The organism is Aquibacillus rhizosphaerae (assembly GCF_030282825.1).
Classification (GTDB): Bacteria; Bacillota; Bacilli; order Bacillales; family Amphibacillaceae; genus Aquibacillus_C; species Aquibacillus_C rhizosphaerae.
The window spans coordinates 21655-37640 of the sequence record NZ_JASTZU010000041.1; the positions used below are offsets into that span (position 1 = coordinate 21655).

Below are 15986 nucleotides of genomic sequence, written 5' to 3' on the forward strand. Positions count from 1 at the left end.
AATTGGTATGAGATGACGTACTATCAGCTCTTGAAAACGTTATTTATATATGCTATTCTTTTATCATAAATAAAATTAATTTCTGTATTAATCCTGATGTGTTCGTCTTAATATTGACGTTTTGACCGAACATCAATATATACGGGAGCCTAACGTTTCTGTTATGGCGTGCATGCCTCGCTTTGGCTTTGAGGAAGCATAAAATATGGAACAAGGCACCCACCTGCTAGTAGCGGGATCAAAACTCATCAGAACGGACGGCACAATTGGGATTAATACCATACATATTAAAGAAGGGCCCTTACAAAGGGCCCTTCTTTAATATTTAGTAAATTATCTGATTTTTCTAGACAGAAATGCCGCTTCCAAATCTAACACCTATCCTGATGTGTTTAAATAATCCTTTATGCAGTAAAGAATGCTTTGGTTTTTCTTATGCTTAAGGCATCTAAGCTTTTTATTTAAAGTCTGCACTAACTACTATGTTGTTTCCGCTCCGGGCAGTCGCATACCTTAGGGCACGGCCTCAGCTAACTCAGAAGAAGACCACTTCTGAATGGATCTTCAGCTCGTGCTGTTCCCGCAGGAGTCGACTGCCCTACGCTCCCAATCAACCATCTTAAGTATGAATAGCTAAATATATGTAAAACGATGCACTATATAAACGGTAAAAGATGCCAGGCAAGAACGCTCACTTCTGGGTTCATTATCTTCGTTTTTCACTTAGGACAGTATTTGATTGTATAGCACTAAGAAAACAAAATACTTCGTATACTTATTCTCTAGAAAAGAGAGTTATTCTAAGCGAGTATTTTTCCATAGCGCTGGAATTAGCACTCATCTTAGATAGAATGCAAGGAAGTTACGATAAAGTTAGTACGGACTTTGTATCAAGTTTTACGACTGTAAAACAATAATGTTTATGATGGGAGCTTTTTTAGAGAAGATTTTCTACATCTTTCATAAGATGGATGCTAATCTAGCAAGGGATTTTCTCGATTTTTACAAGACTTACAATAATACAAAAAAAGCATGGCTCCCTTGGAATACACATGCTTTTAAAGTATTAGATTAAAGTTAGTTATCTAGCAACATGTTCAAGGTTACCGTTTTTTTCCATTCGGAACGCAGGTGTTGAGATGTTATTATCTTCATCAAACACAACCATTTTTCTTGCTCTATCCATAATCTGAATTAATACCTGGTAATCTTCTTGAACTGTCGTAACTTGTTTCTGTAACTTGACAACCTTATTTTCTAAATTTTGCTTTTCATTAAGTAGTGTTTCATTCTCTTGCTTTAGTTTTTCTAAACTACTTTTAGAACGTGTAGATTCATTAAAATCTTTCTTAATCGACTTCAAATAATCTATAACACTGTCTAAATTAATCATACTATCTAAACTTGTAGTGCTAATAGTATGATCGTTATTGGATTCTATTTCATTAGAAAATGAAAATTGTTCTTGTTCTATTATATTAGCATCTAATTCTGTTGGAGTTACAACAGGTGTTTGACGTAATGTGGATTTTTCTTGTCTAGCAATCGCACGTTTTTTCTCTTTTCGTTGTCGTTTTGCAATTGCAACAGCTTGATCGTAGCGTTGGCGAACTTCAGCATTCCATCTAAAACCACAAGCCGCGGATGTACGATTTAATTTGTCTCCTACTTCTTCAAATGCATTTAATTGTGTACTTCCTTCTCTGATATGACGCAGTACAGTCTCTGCTAGTAATAAATCATCTTCATGAGACCATGCATCTTGTCTAACTTTTACCACAATGCTCCACTCCTTCTATTTAGGTGTTATACCTATTACTTTAGTCTTATGACTTTAACGCGTCATTGAACTAGTTTGGTATTTTTGTTTCTAGTTTTACCTAAATAGAATAGTTTTATACACTATATTAATAAACTTATTTTTTAGTAATAAATAATTTTCTATATTATTATAGAAATAAGTGGTTTTTTATTAAGATATTACTATTTGCTTTTATCGATTATTTTTTCATATACTTGTTTTAAAGATTTTTCAAACTTGCCGGAATCTTTAGGCTGGTAGTATTTTTTATTCTTAATCTTGTCCGGTAAATACTGTTGTTTTACCCATCCACTCTCATAACTGTGCGGATACTTATAATCTATTCCTCTACCTAAATCCTTTGCGCCTTTATAATGAGAATCTTTCAGATGTGCAGGTATTTCGCCTGTATTCCCATTTCTTATGTCTGAAAGTGCATGGTCTAATGCTGAATAGGCGGTGTTTGATTTCGGTGACAAGCATAATTCTACGATTGCAACTGATAAAGGGATTCTTGCTTCTGGAAACCCTAATCGTTCAGCAGCTTCTACTGCTGCTAATGCCCTTGGACCTGCTTGTGGATTTGCAACTCCAATGTCTTCATAAGCTATAACAATCATACGTCGTCCAATACTATCTAGATCTCCAGCTTCTATTAATCGTCCTAAGTAATGTAAGGCAGCATTGACGTCACTACCTCTTATTGATTTTTGAAAAGCAGAAAGTACGTCATAATGCGCATCACCATTTTTATCATGAGAAAAACTTTTCTTTTGCATACATTGTTCAGCAACCTCGAGATCAATATGAATGGTATTATGCTCGTCTTTTGGAGTTGAGAAGGCTGCTAGTTCTAAACCGTTAAGTGCAGCGCGAAGGTCACCATTTGCAGCATTAGCGAAGTGACTAAGGCCACTATCAGTTATTTGAATATCCATATATCCAAGTCCATTTTTTTCATCACTAACAGCTCTAGTAATTGCTAGTTTTATGTGGTTACTCTCAAGTTTATATAGTTCAAAAAGATGGGATCTACTACGGATAGCTGGGTTGATAGAATGATAAGGATTACTAGTCGTACACCCAATTAAAGTAATCAAATTACTTTCTACATGTGGTAACAGAAAATCTTGTTTAGCTTTGTCTAAACGATGGACTTCATCAAGTATTACTACTAGTCGCCCAGACATCTTAGCTTCTTCTACTGCAATTTCCATATCTTTCTTTTTATCTACTACTGCATTTAACAGTTTAAAACGCAACCCTAAACTATTGGCCAACGCCATAGCCATAGAAGTTTTTCCAGTGCCTGGTGGACCGAAAAGGATCATGGATGCAAGACGATTTGCTTCTATCATTCTTTTAATCATTTTCCCTTCCCCTACTAGATGCTCTTGGCCAATAATTTCATCAATATGAGTTGGACGCATACGAAAGGCTAGTGGTTTGTGACTCATAAAAATTTCTCCTTTATATATAAAACAACCTGATTAAATTGAACTACTTTTGGTTTTTAAAAAGTTTATTATGATACCCTTGTTGCATAGTTAGTGATTTCATCTAGCTATGTAATCATAAGCGTACTTTTAACATCTGAAAAATGCAAGAATCATGTCGTTCATGCTATAATAACGATTGTCAAAAAAAAGTCATGCATTGGTGTTTAGAAAGAAGTTGAAGGGAATTTGTCAAAGCACACTATAATAAGCGCAAGAGAAAACATTATTCGTTGGTTATTTTTTAGTTTAGGATTAATTACATTAGCTCTAGGTATCACTTTAACGATAAAAGCAAAAAACTTAGGTATTGGTCCTTGGGACGTATTGCACTATGGATTATATTTGCAATTTGGGTTAACAATTGGAACATGGTCTATCATTGCAGGACTTGTGATTGTGTTGATAACTGCTTGTCTTACGAGAACTTTACCAAGGGTGGGTACATATTTAAATATGTTACTCCTTGGAATGTTTATTGATTTTTTTAATTGGTTTATACCAGATATAAATACGCTGTGGTTAGAAATTTTTGCTCTTGCTGTTGGGATACTTATTACATCTTTAGGTATTGGTTTATATGTAGCACCAAAGCTTGGTGCTGGACCTAGAGATAGTGTAATGCTCAACATTAGTAAACAATTTGGATGGAAAGTTTCTAAAGTACGAAACGGAATTGAAATGATAGTATTTTTGTTAGGTTGGTTACTAGGTGGACCAGTAGGTATTGGAACGATTATAATTGTATTATCACTAGGTACTGTAATAGGCTTTATTATACCACGAACGGAACAATTATTAGATTACACGATTAAGAGGGGTGAAAGTGATGAAAATCTCAACCAAAGGCCGTTATGGGCTAACCATTATGATTGAGTTGGCTAAAAAGGACGGTAATGGACCATTATCTTTAAAAACAATAGCAACAGCCAATGGGTTGTCTGAACATTATTTGGAACAATTAGTCGCTCCTTTAAGAAATGCTTCCTTAGTGAAAAGTGTTAGAGGTGCATATGGTGGCTATATTTTGGCAAAAGATCCAAAGGAAATAACTGCTGGAGATATAATTAGAATTCTAGAAGGCCCGATTACACCTGTTGAAGGTATAGAAGATGAAGAGCCTGCAAAGCAAGAATTATGGATGAGAATAAGAGATGCAGTAAAGAATGTATTAGATACTACCACACTAGATGACTTAAAAAACCATCGCGAAGATGATAGTCAAGAACCCCATATGTTTTATATTTAATGGAAGGAAGATTTTAAATGGAGCCAATATACCTTGATCACGCATCGACGACACCCGTCCATCCCGAAGTGGTCAAAGTGATGATACCACTATTAGAAGAGGTTTATGGTAATCCTTCTAGTATCCACCATTTTGGTAGGAAAGCGCGCCACATCCTTGATGAATCTAGAAAAGTTGCAGCTTTAAGTATAGGTGCTCAAGAGAAAAGCATTACATTTACAAGTGGTGGAACAGAAGCAGATAACTTAGCTTTAATAGGAATTGCTCAGGCTAATAAGCACCGAGGAAATCACATTATTACGACAACAATAGAACATCATGCAACACTTCATACTGCTGAATTTTTAGAAAAGCAAGGATTCCGAGTTACGTATTTGCCAGTATTAGAAAATGGACAAATAAACGTGTCTGACCTGAAAGCAGAGCTGACAGATGAAACGATTCTAGTTTCGGTGATGGCTGTTAATAACGAAACAGGAACCATTCAACCAATTGAGGAAATAGGTGCTATTTTAGCAGACCATCGAGCTTATTTTCATTCAGATGCAGTACAGGCCTATGGTTTGTTACCCTTGGATGTGGACGAACTCGGGGTTGATTTACTGACGGTTTCCTCACACAAAATAAATGGTCCAAAAGGTGTTGGATTTTTATATATAAGAGACAAAGTTGTTATTGATTCACTTCAATTTGGTGGACAACAAGAAAGAAAACGACGTCCAGGTACTGAAAATGTTGCCGGTATCGTTGGGTTTAAAAAGGCAATTGAATTAGTTGATAAAGAACGGGAACAAAGGGTAAACTCATATCAAAGTTACAAACAATTATTTATTGAGACACTTGAAAAAGATAAAGTTGATTTTAAAATAAATGGTGACATAACAAAGTCGGTTGCAGCAATTGTCAATATTAGTTTTCCGGGTACGAATGTGGAATCACTGTTAACAAATTTTGATTTATCGGGCATTGCAGCATCAAGTGGAAGTGCTTGTACAGCTGGATCTGTAGAACCTTCGCATGTACTTTCAGCTATGTATGGATCAGAAAATCCTCGTACGATAAATTCGATTCGGTTTAGCTTTGGGCTTGCAAATTCTGAGGATGATATAATAGATGCAGCTAAACGTGTGTCAATGATTGTAAAAAGACTGGTTAACCAGATAGATAAGTAGAAAGAAAAAATACTTTTAAATAGTTTTTTAAATATAGGGTGGTGACGACATGAAAGATAAAAAGGATACACGCGTGGTTGTTGGAATGAGTGGTGGTGTAGATTCATCCGTAACAGCACTTCTTTTAAAGCAACAAGGTTATGATGTGGTTGGTATTTTCATGAAAAATTGGGATGATACAGATGAAAATGGAGTATGCACTGCAACAGAAGATTTTGATGATGTTGTCCGTGTGTGCAATCAATTAGATATTCCATATTATGCGGTGAATTTTGAAAAGCAATATTGGGACAAAGTTTTTACTTACTTTCTAGATGAGTATAAAGCTGGAAGAACTCCTAATCCAGATGTTATGTGTAATAAAGAGATAAAATTTAAAGCATTCCTTGATCATGCTTTATCATTAGGCGCGGATTATTTAGCTACTGGTCACTATGCTCAAGTAAGAAAAGTGAATGATAAATACGAGATGCTTAGAGGTGTTGATGATAATAAGGACCAAACTTATTTTCTCAATCAGTTGTCGCAATCGGTATTATCAAAAGTAATGTTTCCACTGGGACATTTACCTAAAAAAGAAGTTAGAAAAATCGCATCAGAAAACAACCTAGCTACTGCAAATAAAAAAGATAGTACAGGAATTTGTTTTATTGGAGAACGTAATTTCAAAGAATTTCTTAGTGAATATTTACCTGCCCAACCAGGGAAGATGACGACGTTAACTGGAGTGGAGCAAGGTAAGCATGAAGGCCTAATGTATTACACGATTGGACAACGTCAAGGTCTTGGTATTGGTGGAGCTGGCGATCCTTGGTTTGTGGTAGGTAAAAACTTGAAAGAAAATGTATTATATGTTGAACAAAGTTTCCACAACGATCACCTCTATTCGGATGCATTAATTGCAACGGATTTGAACTGGATAAATGAGCCCTTAGAAAAGACTATAGATTGTACTGCAAAATTCAGGTACAGACAATCGGACAGTAAAGTTACGGTTACGCCAATTGAGGATGGTAAAGTAAAAGTAACATTTCATCAGGCAGAACGGGCAATTACACCAGGTCAAGCAGTTGTATTTTATCAAGGTGAGGTATGCTTAGGTGGAGGTACTATTGATGAAATTATTAAAAATGAAAAGCCGTTGGATTATGTAGGGTAAACTCTATTGACAAAGAATTATGGTGAGGGACAGACACAGGGAATTGAATCCTAGCTAGTCTGTCCCAATTTTTCTAAATTCATAATCTTAACAACCGGGAATTATTAACTATAAAAGAGGTGCAAATATGGAAGAAGTAAATAAAGGCGTTTCATTGATGAAAGAAGGAAAGTTAGAAGAAGCGGCTGAATTTTTCACGAAAATAGTAGAAGAAAATCCTGAGGATCCAATCGGATATATTAATTTCGGTAATCTATTATTACATATGAACGACTTAGAGCGAGCAGAACGCTTTTATAAAAAGGCTATAGAGCTAGATTCAAATGCTGGAACAGCGTTTTATGGTATTGGTAATCTGTATTTTGAGCAATCAAACTATAAAGATGCGCAAGTAAATTATCAAAAAGCAATTGATCTAGGATTAGATGAAGGTGACGTATACTTTATGTTAGGAATGGCTTTCCAGCATCAAGACCATCAAAAATTAGCATTGCCATATTTACAACGAGCGGTTGAACTTGTTCCTGAAGATGAAGCAATACTTTTCCAATATGGCCTTTCTCTAGCTCAAACAGACCAAATTGAGATTGCACAAGAAGTTTTCCAAAAGGTGCTTACGCTTGATTCTAAACATAGTGATGCTTTATACAACCTTGGTGTCACTTATTTGTTTAAAGAGCATGTAAAAGAAGCATTAGAGTATTTTAATAAAGCATTAGAAATAGAGCCCAACCACACACTAGCTTTAAATGGAAAAAAGCTAGTGGAAGAAATGAATAATGAACATTAAATGTGAAAGTTAGTAAAAGGAGATTGTTTAGCGATGGAAAATGTCAAAGCAATTGAAAGGAATAGCTTTATAAAAGGAGAACTGGTTCACACCATTTTTGAAAATGAAGCTGAACATTTTTCCATTGCTAAAATTAAAATATTGGATACAAATGAGGCTTTTGAGGAAAGCGAAATGGTTATTAAAGGCTACTTTACAAGACTTGATCCAAGTGAAATATATTTATTCTATGGTAGTGTTATCGAACATAAAAAGTTCGGGAAGCAATATCAAGTAGATCACTACCAAAGGTTTGTTCCAGATACGAAAGACGGATTAGTAGCCTATCTGTCTAGTGATTTATTCTATGGAATAGGAAAGAAAACCGCTGAAAAAATTGTAGATTATTTAGGAGAAACTGCAGTATCGAAAATTTTAAATGATTCAAGTGTATTAGATAAAGTTCCAGGCTTAACGAAAGATAGAGCAGCCCAGCTCAAACAAGGATTGAAGGAACATCAAGGGTTTGAACATGTTGTTGTTCATTTGTCCAAATATGGATTTGGTTTAAAAATGGCTCAAAAGATTTATCAAGCATATAAACAAGATGCTATAGAGATTTTACATAAAAACCCGTATCAATACGTATTTGATATTGAAGGTTTTGGCTTTCTTCGGGCTGATGAAGTAGCAAAACAGAATGATATTCCATTAAATCACCCGAGTAGAATACAAGCAGGGTGCATTTATGTATTGCATCATAGTTTACAAAACGGCCATGTTTTTTTACCTATAAAACAACATATTATAGAAGTAGATCAGTTAATTAACGGTCAAATGTATGATATTTCATTCGATGATATTTCCCGAGAAATATTGGAATTAAATGAACAAAAAAAAGTAATTGTTGTTGATTCAAATGTTTATTTACCTTCATTATATTTTGCAGAAAGCGGTTTTTGTTCTCAAATAAAAAGAATTGTTGAGAAAGAGCAAGAAACCCAGGTTTCGTCAGCTGAATTAATGAAAATTGTCGGTAGCATAGAAGAAGAGGAGTCACTTAGTTACGGAAGAGAACAATTTCAAGCGATTGAAAAAGCTCTTTCTTCTAAGTTAATGATTTTAACAGGTGGTCCTGGTACTGGAAAGACAACTGTAATAAAAGGAATAATTAAGTCCTATGGTGAAATTCATGATTTATCCTTAGATCAAAAAGATTATGATGAGAATAAAACCTACCCCTTTGTATTGGCAGCGCCAACAGGAAGAGCAGCCAAGCGAATTAATGAGTCTACTGGTCTTCCTGCAGTTACCATTCACCGTCTATTAGGATGGAATGGACATGAATCATTTGAAAAAGATGAAAACAATCCGCTATCTGGTCAATTACTTGTTATCGATGAATTTTCAATGGTTGACACATGGCTTGCCTACCAATTATTTAAGGCTATTCCAACAGACATGCAAGTACTAATCGTAGGCGATGAAGATCAATTACCTTCTGTTGGTCCTGGACAAGTATTGTCAGACCTTTTAACAAGTGGGCAAGTTCCATCCGTAAAGTTAGAAGAAGTCTACCGACAAAAAGAAGGTTCAAAGATTATTCAGCTAGCCCACGAAATTAAAAAAAATCAATGTACGATGGATTCAATAGTAAAAGAAGCCGATTTTAATTTTATTGCTTGCCGTGAACAACATGTTGTCGACGTTGTCATTCAAATTGTACAAAAAGCACATGAGAAAGGTGTCGATCTTAAAGACTTACAAGTCCTTGCACCAATGTATCGGTCACATGCAGGTATTCACAGAATAAATGAAGAAATTCAAAAAGTTGTAAACCCCAATAGTAAGCAAAAAAGAGAGATACGCACAAAAGACATGATATTTCGTACTGGGGATAAAGTAATTCAGTTAGTAAATCAGCCTGAAGATGGCGTGTTTAATGGCGATATTGGAGAAATTACTGCGATTTTTCAAGAAGATGAAAGTAGTGAACAAGTAGAGCAAGTAATCGTATTATTTGATGAAAAGGAAGTCGCTTATGAGAGAAAAGATCTGAATAACTTAATGCATGCCTATTGTACATCAATCCATAAGTCTCAAGGTAGTGAATTTCCCATCGTTGTTATACCTGTAGTACCGGGTTACAGGAGAATGTTGCGTAAAAACTTATTATATACTGCAATTACTCGTTCGAAAAAATCCTTAATTTTATGTGGTGATAAGCAAGCCTTTATCCAGGGAGTAAGGGAAGAAGACACTAATAAACGGTATTCAGCGTTATCGGACCAATTGATAAAGATGTTGAATATTTCAAAGGAATCTATTGAAACGGAAGAGGAGGAATTAAGTCCTTACGATTTTTTGTAGGTAAGAACCAAATTCCTTTATTCGAATGAATAAATATAAAACAGTATTTCTATTAGCGTAGATGTTTAAGACTATTTACTAGTTTTAAGCATCTTTTTTTACCTCTTTTCATAAACAACGCTGTTTCACAACAGTCGAACTTGATGTAAAGTTTGCACATAGTATTCTTAATTTTTATGAACTTCTTTTGAGTCTTGAATGGTAAAACTCCGTTCCGGTAGAATACTCCGCTGTCCACGGGCACGGCTTCAGCTAACTCAGAAGAAGATCATTTCTGAGTGGATCTTCAGCTCGCGCTGTTCCCGTAGGAGTCTTCGTATTCTGCCTCCACTAATTGTGATAATAAATTTTACATTCTTGATTTAAATGTTCTTATAGTTTTTTCTTTAAATCTAGATCATTAACCTTCATGAAAGGTATGATTGAATTCTATAAACAACCCTATACTAACGTAGTGTATTTCCGAAGTGATGGACAAACTAATATTCTAACGAACTATGCAGGATATCAACATAGCAGTTAGTGCAGTCTTTATATTTTATCTGTCATTAGCAACAAACTATCAGAAAAAAGCCTTTTTGTTAAATATAGGTATTTATGCAACAAATATGTATAAAGTCAAGATTATATGGGGATAATTGTTACTAAACTTACATGAGACGTCAAGGAGTTGCTTTGAATTATGCATTGTCCAAATTGTAAAGGAAATAATATTGGTAAAATTGGTAACCAACAGTTTTATTGTTGGAATTGTTTCATTGAGCTATCACTAATAGATGGGGTTTTAGATCTACATCAAGTAGAATCTGATGGATCATTAAGCTCTTTAAATGATCTATTTTCAGAAGATGAGAGACGCCTTCAACTTTAAGTAGTTTGAAAGAGATACCCTAAACCTACTATCGTTCCTTTTGTTTTTTAGCAAGAGGGTAACCCTTGTCAAGGAATTTATTGACAAGGGTTCTATTTTCTTAGTAGTTGGACGTTAGTAAGTTATGGTTTAGACTGAAAAAATAAAAGTACACCTAAAACATAGAATCTCTAAAAAATATGAAAGAGGAACTTTACATAAATGTTTAATAAAAATAAAAGAACACGTATTTTATATTGGATTTTAGTAGGTATATTATCACTTTTATTTATCTATTTATTAACTATTCTATTTCCATTTTATCGCTCATTGTTTTCCATAATAATAAAAGTATCTAGTCCATTTATTATTGCTGCTTTAATTGCCTATTTACTTCATCCATTAATTGAAAAGTTACATACTTATAATTTCCCACGTTGGTTTGCAATTATTGGCATTTATTTATTGTTCTTTGGAGGATTAGGATATGTATTATATAAGGCTTATCCAGTTTTGCTTCATCAATTAAAGGATTTAAACGAGAATTTGCCACATTTTATGAATATGTACCGTCAAACGATATATGGATTCTATGAAAGTACATCATTTTTACCTGAAACTATTCATGACAAAATGGATGAGTTTTTTGTGGATATAGAAATGAAGATTGGTAATATATTAACCAATAGTGTTAAACAAGTGACAAAAATTATGGATGTTATTATCATCATAGCTGTTATACCCGTTCTTGTTTTTTATATGTTGAAGGATTTTCGTTTAATTAAAACATCTATTTTGAAACTTACCCCTAATAAGTACCGAGAAAACGGAAAACAATTGTTCATTAAAATTGACAAAAGTCTAGGAGATTATATTAGAGGACAGTTACTTGTATGTTTTTTTGTTAGTTTAACAACTTACGGCATTTTGTGGTTTATTGATATGAAGTACCCTTTATTATTAGCAATAATTATGGGGATAACAAATATTATTCCATACTTTGGTCCAATTTTAGGCTCGGTTCCTGCTGTAATTATTGCATTCACAATTTCGATTGATATGGTTATTTATGTCATTATTGCTGTCTTTATTGTCCAAATAATAGAAGGGAATTTATTATCGCCATTTATTGTTGGTAAAAGTATTAACATACATCCGATTTTAATTATATTGGCATTGATTGTAGGAGGAGAATTCGGAGGAATAATCGGTATGATTATTGCGGTTCCGATTTTGTCTATACTAAAAGTTGTGATTATCCATACGAAGGCTTTTAGAGCTGAACGTTGACATATGGACAAATCTTTTTTATAATATCTGAGCATAGAAAGATACATAAACTAATTCGTCGAAGAACATGAGTACATAGCAGACCATTTAAAGAGAAGAATTTCCAACGGCTGAAAGAAATTCTAAATGAAGGGTTATGGAAGCTAGTTCTGAGTGCTGTTAAATTCCGCCGGTCACGCACCGTTATAGCGTCTAAGGTGATGGATAGTATAAAAACTTATCCATAATCAGGGTGGTACCGCGAATAAACTCTCGTCCCTGCTGTATAAGCAGAGATGAGGGTTTTTTATATTATCAAAATTTACAGGATTATCTGTAGACGGGATTCTTTTTCTCACCAAAGCACTAGTTTTGATGTTAGTAACATGAAAAAGCGAAAGAATAATATTAGGAGGCCAGTAATATGAAACGATTGACTTCAGCAGAAGTTCGACAGATGTATTTAGACTTTTTTAAAGAAAAAGGGCACAGAATAGAACCAAGTGCATCATTAGTTCCAAAAGAAGATCCAACTTTATTATGGATTAATAGTGGAGTAGCCACACTTAAGAAGTATTTTGACGGACGTGTAATTCCTGATAATCCTAGGATAGTTAATGCTCAAAAGTCCATACGAACGAATGATATTGAAAACGTTGGATATACTGCCCGGCACCATACTTTTTTTGAAATGTTAGGCAACTTTTCCATTGGTGATTATTTTAAAGAAGAAGCGATTGTATGGGCTTGGGAGTTTTTGACGAGTGATAAGTGGATTGGATTTGAAAAGGAGAAACTAGCTGTAACCGTGCATCCAGAAGATGAAGAAGCTTTTGAGCTATGGCGCGATAAAATCGGTTTGCCAGAGGAAAGAATTATTAGGCTTGAGGAGAACTTTTGGGATATTGGAGAAGGACCAAGTGGACCGAACACAGAAATATTTTATGACCGTGGTGAAAAATATGGTAATGATATAAATGATTCAGAGTTGTATCCAGGTGGAGAGAATGAACGATACTTAGAAATTTGGAATCTTGTATTTTCACAGTTTAATCATAATCCAGATGATACGTATTCACCATTACCAAAGAAGAACATTGATACTGGAATGGGACTTGAGAGGATGGTCTGCGTAATCCAGGATACCCCTACAAATTTTGAAACAGATTTATTTTTACCAATTATAAAAAAGACAGAAGAAATGGCAAATGTGAAGTATGGAAGTGAATATGATGTTGCTTTTAAAGTAATTGCTGATCATATTAGGACTGTTGCGTTTGCAATTAGTGACGGTGCATTACCTTCCAATGAAGGACGTGGCTATGTATTAAGAAGATTATTAAGAAGAGCTGTACGATATGCGAAACAAATTGGTATCAACAAACCCTTTATGTATCGATTAGTTCCTACTACTGGCGAAATTATGAAGGAGTTTTATCCTGAGGTAAGCAGTAAATTAGAATTTATCCAGAACGTAATTAAGACAGAAGAAGAACGTTTTCATGAGACGTTACATGATGGTTTAGCTATATTATCGGAAATAATTGAAAAAGAAAAGCAAAAAGGGAGTAATCTATTTCCTGGTAGTGAGATTTTTAGATTGTATGACACCTATGGTTTTCCAAAAGAATTAACAGAAGAATATATACAAGAAGCTGGATTTACAATGGATGAAGAGGGCTTTGAGAAGGAAATGGAGGAGCAACGAAGTCGTGCTCGTCAAGCACGTCAAAAAGTAGATTCGATGCAAATCCAGGACGGGGTGTTGAGTGAAGTAACTGTTGATAGTGTGTTTATAGGTTACGATAGATTAGACTCAAAAACTGTTATTAATGAGATGATTAAAGGTAAATCATTTTCTGATTCAGCTTCTGCAGAGGAGGAGGTCTACTTAATTTTGGAGGAAACTCCTTTCTATGCGGAAAGTGGTGGGCAAATTGCAGATGCTGGTTGGATTTATACGGACAATGCAACTGCTCAAGTAATAGATGTACAAAAAGCTCCTAAGGGACAAAACTTACATCGAGTTATGGTAACCGAAGGAACATTAAGAAAAGGGGATAGTGTCCGCGCAGTAGTTGACGAAACATCACGATCCTTTATTATAAAAAATCATACAGCTACTCATTTGTTACATCAAGCACTAAAAGATGTATTAGGTGATCATGTTAATCAAGCAGGTTCATTAGTAGCTACAGATCGATTAAGGTTTGATTTCTCGCACTTTGGTTCGATTACTGAGAGAGAACTAGAGCAAATTGAATCGATTGTTAATGAAAAAATATGGTCGACGATTCCTGTCTCTGTAAATAATCATAACTTGGAAGAAGCTAAACAAATGGGTGCAATGGCATTGTTTGGTGAGAAATATGGTGATATTGTAAGAGTTGTAAAGGTTGGAGATTATAGTATTGAACTATGTGGTGGGTGTCATGTGTTTAATACAGCAGAGATTGGTTTATTTAAGATCACTTCTGAATCAGGTATTGGTGCTGGCACACGTAGAATTGAAGCTACAACTGGTAAAGGGGCATATAAGTATTTAACGTCGAAACAACAAGTGTTAAGAGAAGCGGCTACCATTTTAAAAGTAGGTGAAGACAAAGTACCTAGCAGAATACATGGACTATTTGATGAGCTAAAAGAAGTTCAAAAGGAAAAAGAATCACTAAGTGCTAGAATATCAAATTTAGAAGCAGCTTCTATTTTAGATCATGTACAAAGTATAAATGGTGTCAACTTGCTTTCCAGACAAGTAGATGTACAGGATATGAATCAGTTGCGAAAAATGGTAGATGAATTAAAGCAAAAACTAGGTTCAGGTATAATTTTGCTTGGCTCAGTTAACAATGGCAAAGTACAACTTGCTGCAGGTGTATCGAAAGATTTAATTGAAAAAGGATACCATGCGGGCAACTTAATAAAAGAGACAGCACAACGTTGTGGTGGAGGCGGCGGTGGCCGACCTGATATGGCCCAAGCAGGTGGTAAAGATCCAGAGCAATTAGAGGATGCATTAAAGTATGCAGAAACTTACGTATTTGGAGATTCTTAATTGTCATTTTGATTCAGGAAACGATATAATAGAGTAAGAAGAAATAGTAGGTTTTGCCAAATGGTGATTCGGTAATTTAAAAAAGTGGGGTGTTTCCATGGGATCGATGGATAAAACGATGAAATTTAATTTTTCAGACGAACCCTTTGATGAGAACGTCAAAGAAGTATTGTTAACAGTACATGAAGCACTAAGAGAAAAAGGATATAATCCAATTAATCAAATTGTTGGTTACTTATTATCAGGTGATCCTGCATATATTCCACGTCATAAAGATGCAAGGAATCTTATGAGAAGGATTGAAAGAGATGAGCTAATCGAAGTATTAGTTAAATTTTATTTAGATCAGAATAAAGAGGCTTAATATGAAAAAAATAGGATTGGATGTTGGCTCCAAAACAATCGGTGTTGCTGTTAGTGATTCCCTCGGCTGGACTGCTCAAGGGTTGACCACGATAAAATGGGATGAAAAGAAAATCGATAGTGCACATGATGAGTTAGAAAAAATTATAAAAGAGTATGACATTCAAGAGGCTGTTGTAGGTTTGCCCAAGAACATGAATGGTACAATTGGAGAACGTGGTGAAGCATCACAACGTTTTGCGGATTATTTGCGTGAAGTGTTCAACTTAAAAGCGGTTCTATGGGATGAAAGATTAACTACAATGGCCGCAGAAAGAGTTTTGATAGAAGCTGATATGAGTAGAAAGAAAAGAAAAAAGGTTATTGATAAAATGGCTGCAGTTATGATTTTACAAGGATATCTTGATGCTAATCAATAGTTGGAGGTGAAGAT

Annotated in this window: 13 protein-coding genes, 1 other RNA gene and 1 other annotated feature; of the genes, 12 read left to right on the forward strand and 2 right to left on the reverse strand. The window is 34.8% G+C overall.

Annotated features, from left to right (window positions below):
• Positions 1-87 precede the first annotated feature (87 nt).
• Positions 88-277: non-coding RNA, 6S RNA (gene ssrS, locus QQS35_RS13420), on the forward strand.
• A gap of 804 nt (positions 278-1081) precedes the next feature.
• Here the strand turns inward: ssrS and QQS35_RS13425 are convergent.
• Both QQS35_RS13425 and QQS35_RS13430 read right to left on the reverse strand, forming a co-directional pair.
• Positions 1082-1780 (reverse strand): RsfA family transcriptional regulator, encoded by a 699-nt coding sequence (locus QQS35_RS13425; protein ID WP_285932730.1) that lies wholly within the window; start codon positions 1778-1780, stop codon positions 1082-1084.
• 203 nt (positions 1781-1983) lie between these two features.
• The gene (locus QQS35_RS13430) at positions 1984-3258 is read right to left on the reverse strand and encodes a replication-associated recombination protein A (RefSeq protein WP_285932731.1); all 1275 of its coding nucleotides are present in this window, start codon (positions 3256-3258) and stop codon (positions 1984-1986) included.
• Positions 3259-3486: 228 nt separating this feature from the next.
• On the opposite strand from QQS35_RS13430, the gene QQS35_RS13435 reads away from it, so the two are divergent.
• The 11 genes from QQS35_RS13435 (at position 3487) to ruvX (ending at position 15972) form a co-directional block, all read left to right on the forward strand.
• Positions 3487-4173 carry a YczE/YyaS/YitT family protein gene (locus QQS35_RS13435; protein WP_285932732.1) on the forward strand — a complete coding sequence of 229 codons (687 nt, stop codon included), beginning with the start codon at positions 3487-3489 and terminating at the stop codon, positions 4171-4173.
• Positions 4127-4546, forward strand: coding sequence for a cysteine metabolism transcriptional regulator CymR (gene cymR / locus QQS35_RS13440; RefSeq protein WP_285932733.1), 420 nt, complete (start codon positions 4127-4129; stop codon positions 4544-4546). The genes QQS35_RS13435 and cymR overlap by 47 nt, the downstream gene beginning before the upstream one ends.
• Before the next feature lie 17 nt (positions 4547-4563).
• On the forward strand, positions 4564-5718 hold the full coding sequence (locus tag QQS35_RS13445; protein ID WP_285932734.1) for a cysteine desulfurase family protein: 1155 nt from the start codon (positions 4564-4566) through the stop codon (positions 5716-5718).
• A gap of 49 nt (positions 5719-5767) precedes the next feature.
• Positions 5768-6877, forward strand: coding sequence for a tRNA 2-thiouridine(34) synthase MnmA (mnmA, locus tag QQS35_RS13450; RefSeq protein WP_285932735.1), 1110 nt, complete (start codon positions 5768-5770; stop codon positions 6875-6877).
• Between the two features lie 127 nt (positions 6878-7004).
• Entirely contained in the window at positions 7005-7667 is a 663-nt protein-coding gene (locus tag QQS35_RS13455) for a tetratricopeptide repeat protein (RefSeq protein ID WP_285932736.1), read from the forward strand.
• A 33-nt stretch (positions 7668-7700) separates the two neighbouring features.
• Positions 7701-10016 carry an SF1B family DNA helicase RecD2 gene (gene recD2 / locus QQS35_RS13460; protein WP_285932737.1) on the forward strand — a complete coding sequence of 772 codons (2316 nt, stop codon included), beginning with the start codon at positions 7701-7703 and terminating at the stop codon, positions 10014-10016.
• A gap of 682 nt (positions 10017-10698) precedes the next feature.
• On the forward strand, positions 10699-10887 hold the full coding sequence (locus tag QQS35_RS13465; RefSeq protein ID WP_285932738.1) for a hypothetical protein: 189 nt from the start codon (positions 10699-10701) through the stop codon (positions 10885-10887).
• A 201-nt stretch (positions 10888-11088) separates the two neighbouring features.
• Complete coding sequence (locus tag QQS35_RS13470) at positions 11089-12156, forward strand: AI-2E family transporter (RefSeq protein WP_285932739.1); 1068 nt, start codon at positions 11089-11091, stop codon at positions 12154-12156.
• 49 nt (positions 12157-12205) lie between these two features.
• Positions 12206-12419: a binding site (T-box leader), on the forward strand.
• A gap of 140 nt (positions 12420-12559) precedes the next feature.
• Positions 12560-15190 carry an alanine--tRNA ligase gene (gene alaS / locus QQS35_RS13475; protein ID WP_285932740.1) on the forward strand — a complete coding sequence of 877 codons (2631 nt, stop codon included), beginning with the start codon at positions 12560-12562 and terminating at the stop codon, positions 15188-15190.
• 97 nt (positions 15191-15287) lie between these two features.
• Complete coding sequence (locus QQS35_RS13480; RefSeq protein ID WP_285932741.1) at positions 15288-15554, forward strand: IreB family regulatory phosphoprotein; 267 nt, start codon at positions 15288-15290, stop codon at positions 15552-15554.
• Position 15555: 1 nt separating this feature from the next.
• The gene (gene ruvX, locus QQS35_RS13485; RefSeq protein WP_285932742.1) at positions 15556-15972 is read left to right on the forward strand and encodes a Holliday junction resolvase RuvX; all 417 of its coding nucleotides are present in this window, start codon (positions 15556-15558) and stop codon (positions 15970-15972) included.
• Positions 15973-15986 lie beyond the last annotated feature (14 nt).

Coding starts and splice junctions, on each gene's coding strand:
- QQS35_RS13430 (WP_285932731.1), bottom strand. CDS start 3,258: ATGAGTCACAAACCACTAGCCTTTCGTATGCGTCCAACTCATATTGAT.
- cymR (WP_285932733.1), top strand. CDS start 4,127: ATGAAAATCTCAACCAAAGGCCGTTATGGGCTAACCATTATGATTGAG.
- QQS35_RS13445 (WP_285932734.1), top strand. CDS start 4,564: ATGGAGCCAATATACCTTGATCACGCATCGACGACACCCGTCCATCCC.
- mnmA (WP_285932735.1), top strand. CDS start 5,768: ATGAAAGATAAAAAGGATACACGCGTGGTTGTTGGAATGAGTGGTGGT.
- QQS35_RS13455 (WP_285932736.1), top strand. CDS start 7,005: ATGGAAGAAGTAAATAAAGGCGTTTCATTGATGAAAGAAGGAAAGTTA.
- recD2 (WP_285932737.1), top strand. CDS start 7,701: ATGGAAAATGTCAAAGCAATTGAAAGGAATAGCTTTATAAAAGGAGAA.
- QQS35_RS13465 (WP_285932738.1), top strand. CDS start 10,699: ATGCATTGTCCAAATTGTAAAGGAAATAATATTGGTAAAATTGGTAAC.
- QQS35_RS13470 (WP_285932739.1), top strand. CDS start 11,089: ATGTTTAATAAAAATAAAAGAACACGTATTTTATATTGGATTTTAGTA.
- alaS (WP_285932740.1), top strand. CDS start 12,560: ATGAAACGATTGACTTCAGCAGAAGTTCGACAGATGTATTTAGACTTT.
- QQS35_RS13480 (WP_285932741.1), top strand. CDS start 15,288: ATGGGATCGATGGATAAAACGATGAAATTTAATTTTTCAGACGAACCC.
- ruvX (WP_285932742.1), top strand. CDS start 15,556: ATGAAAAAAATAGGATTGGATGTTGGCTCCAAAACAATCGGTGTTGCT.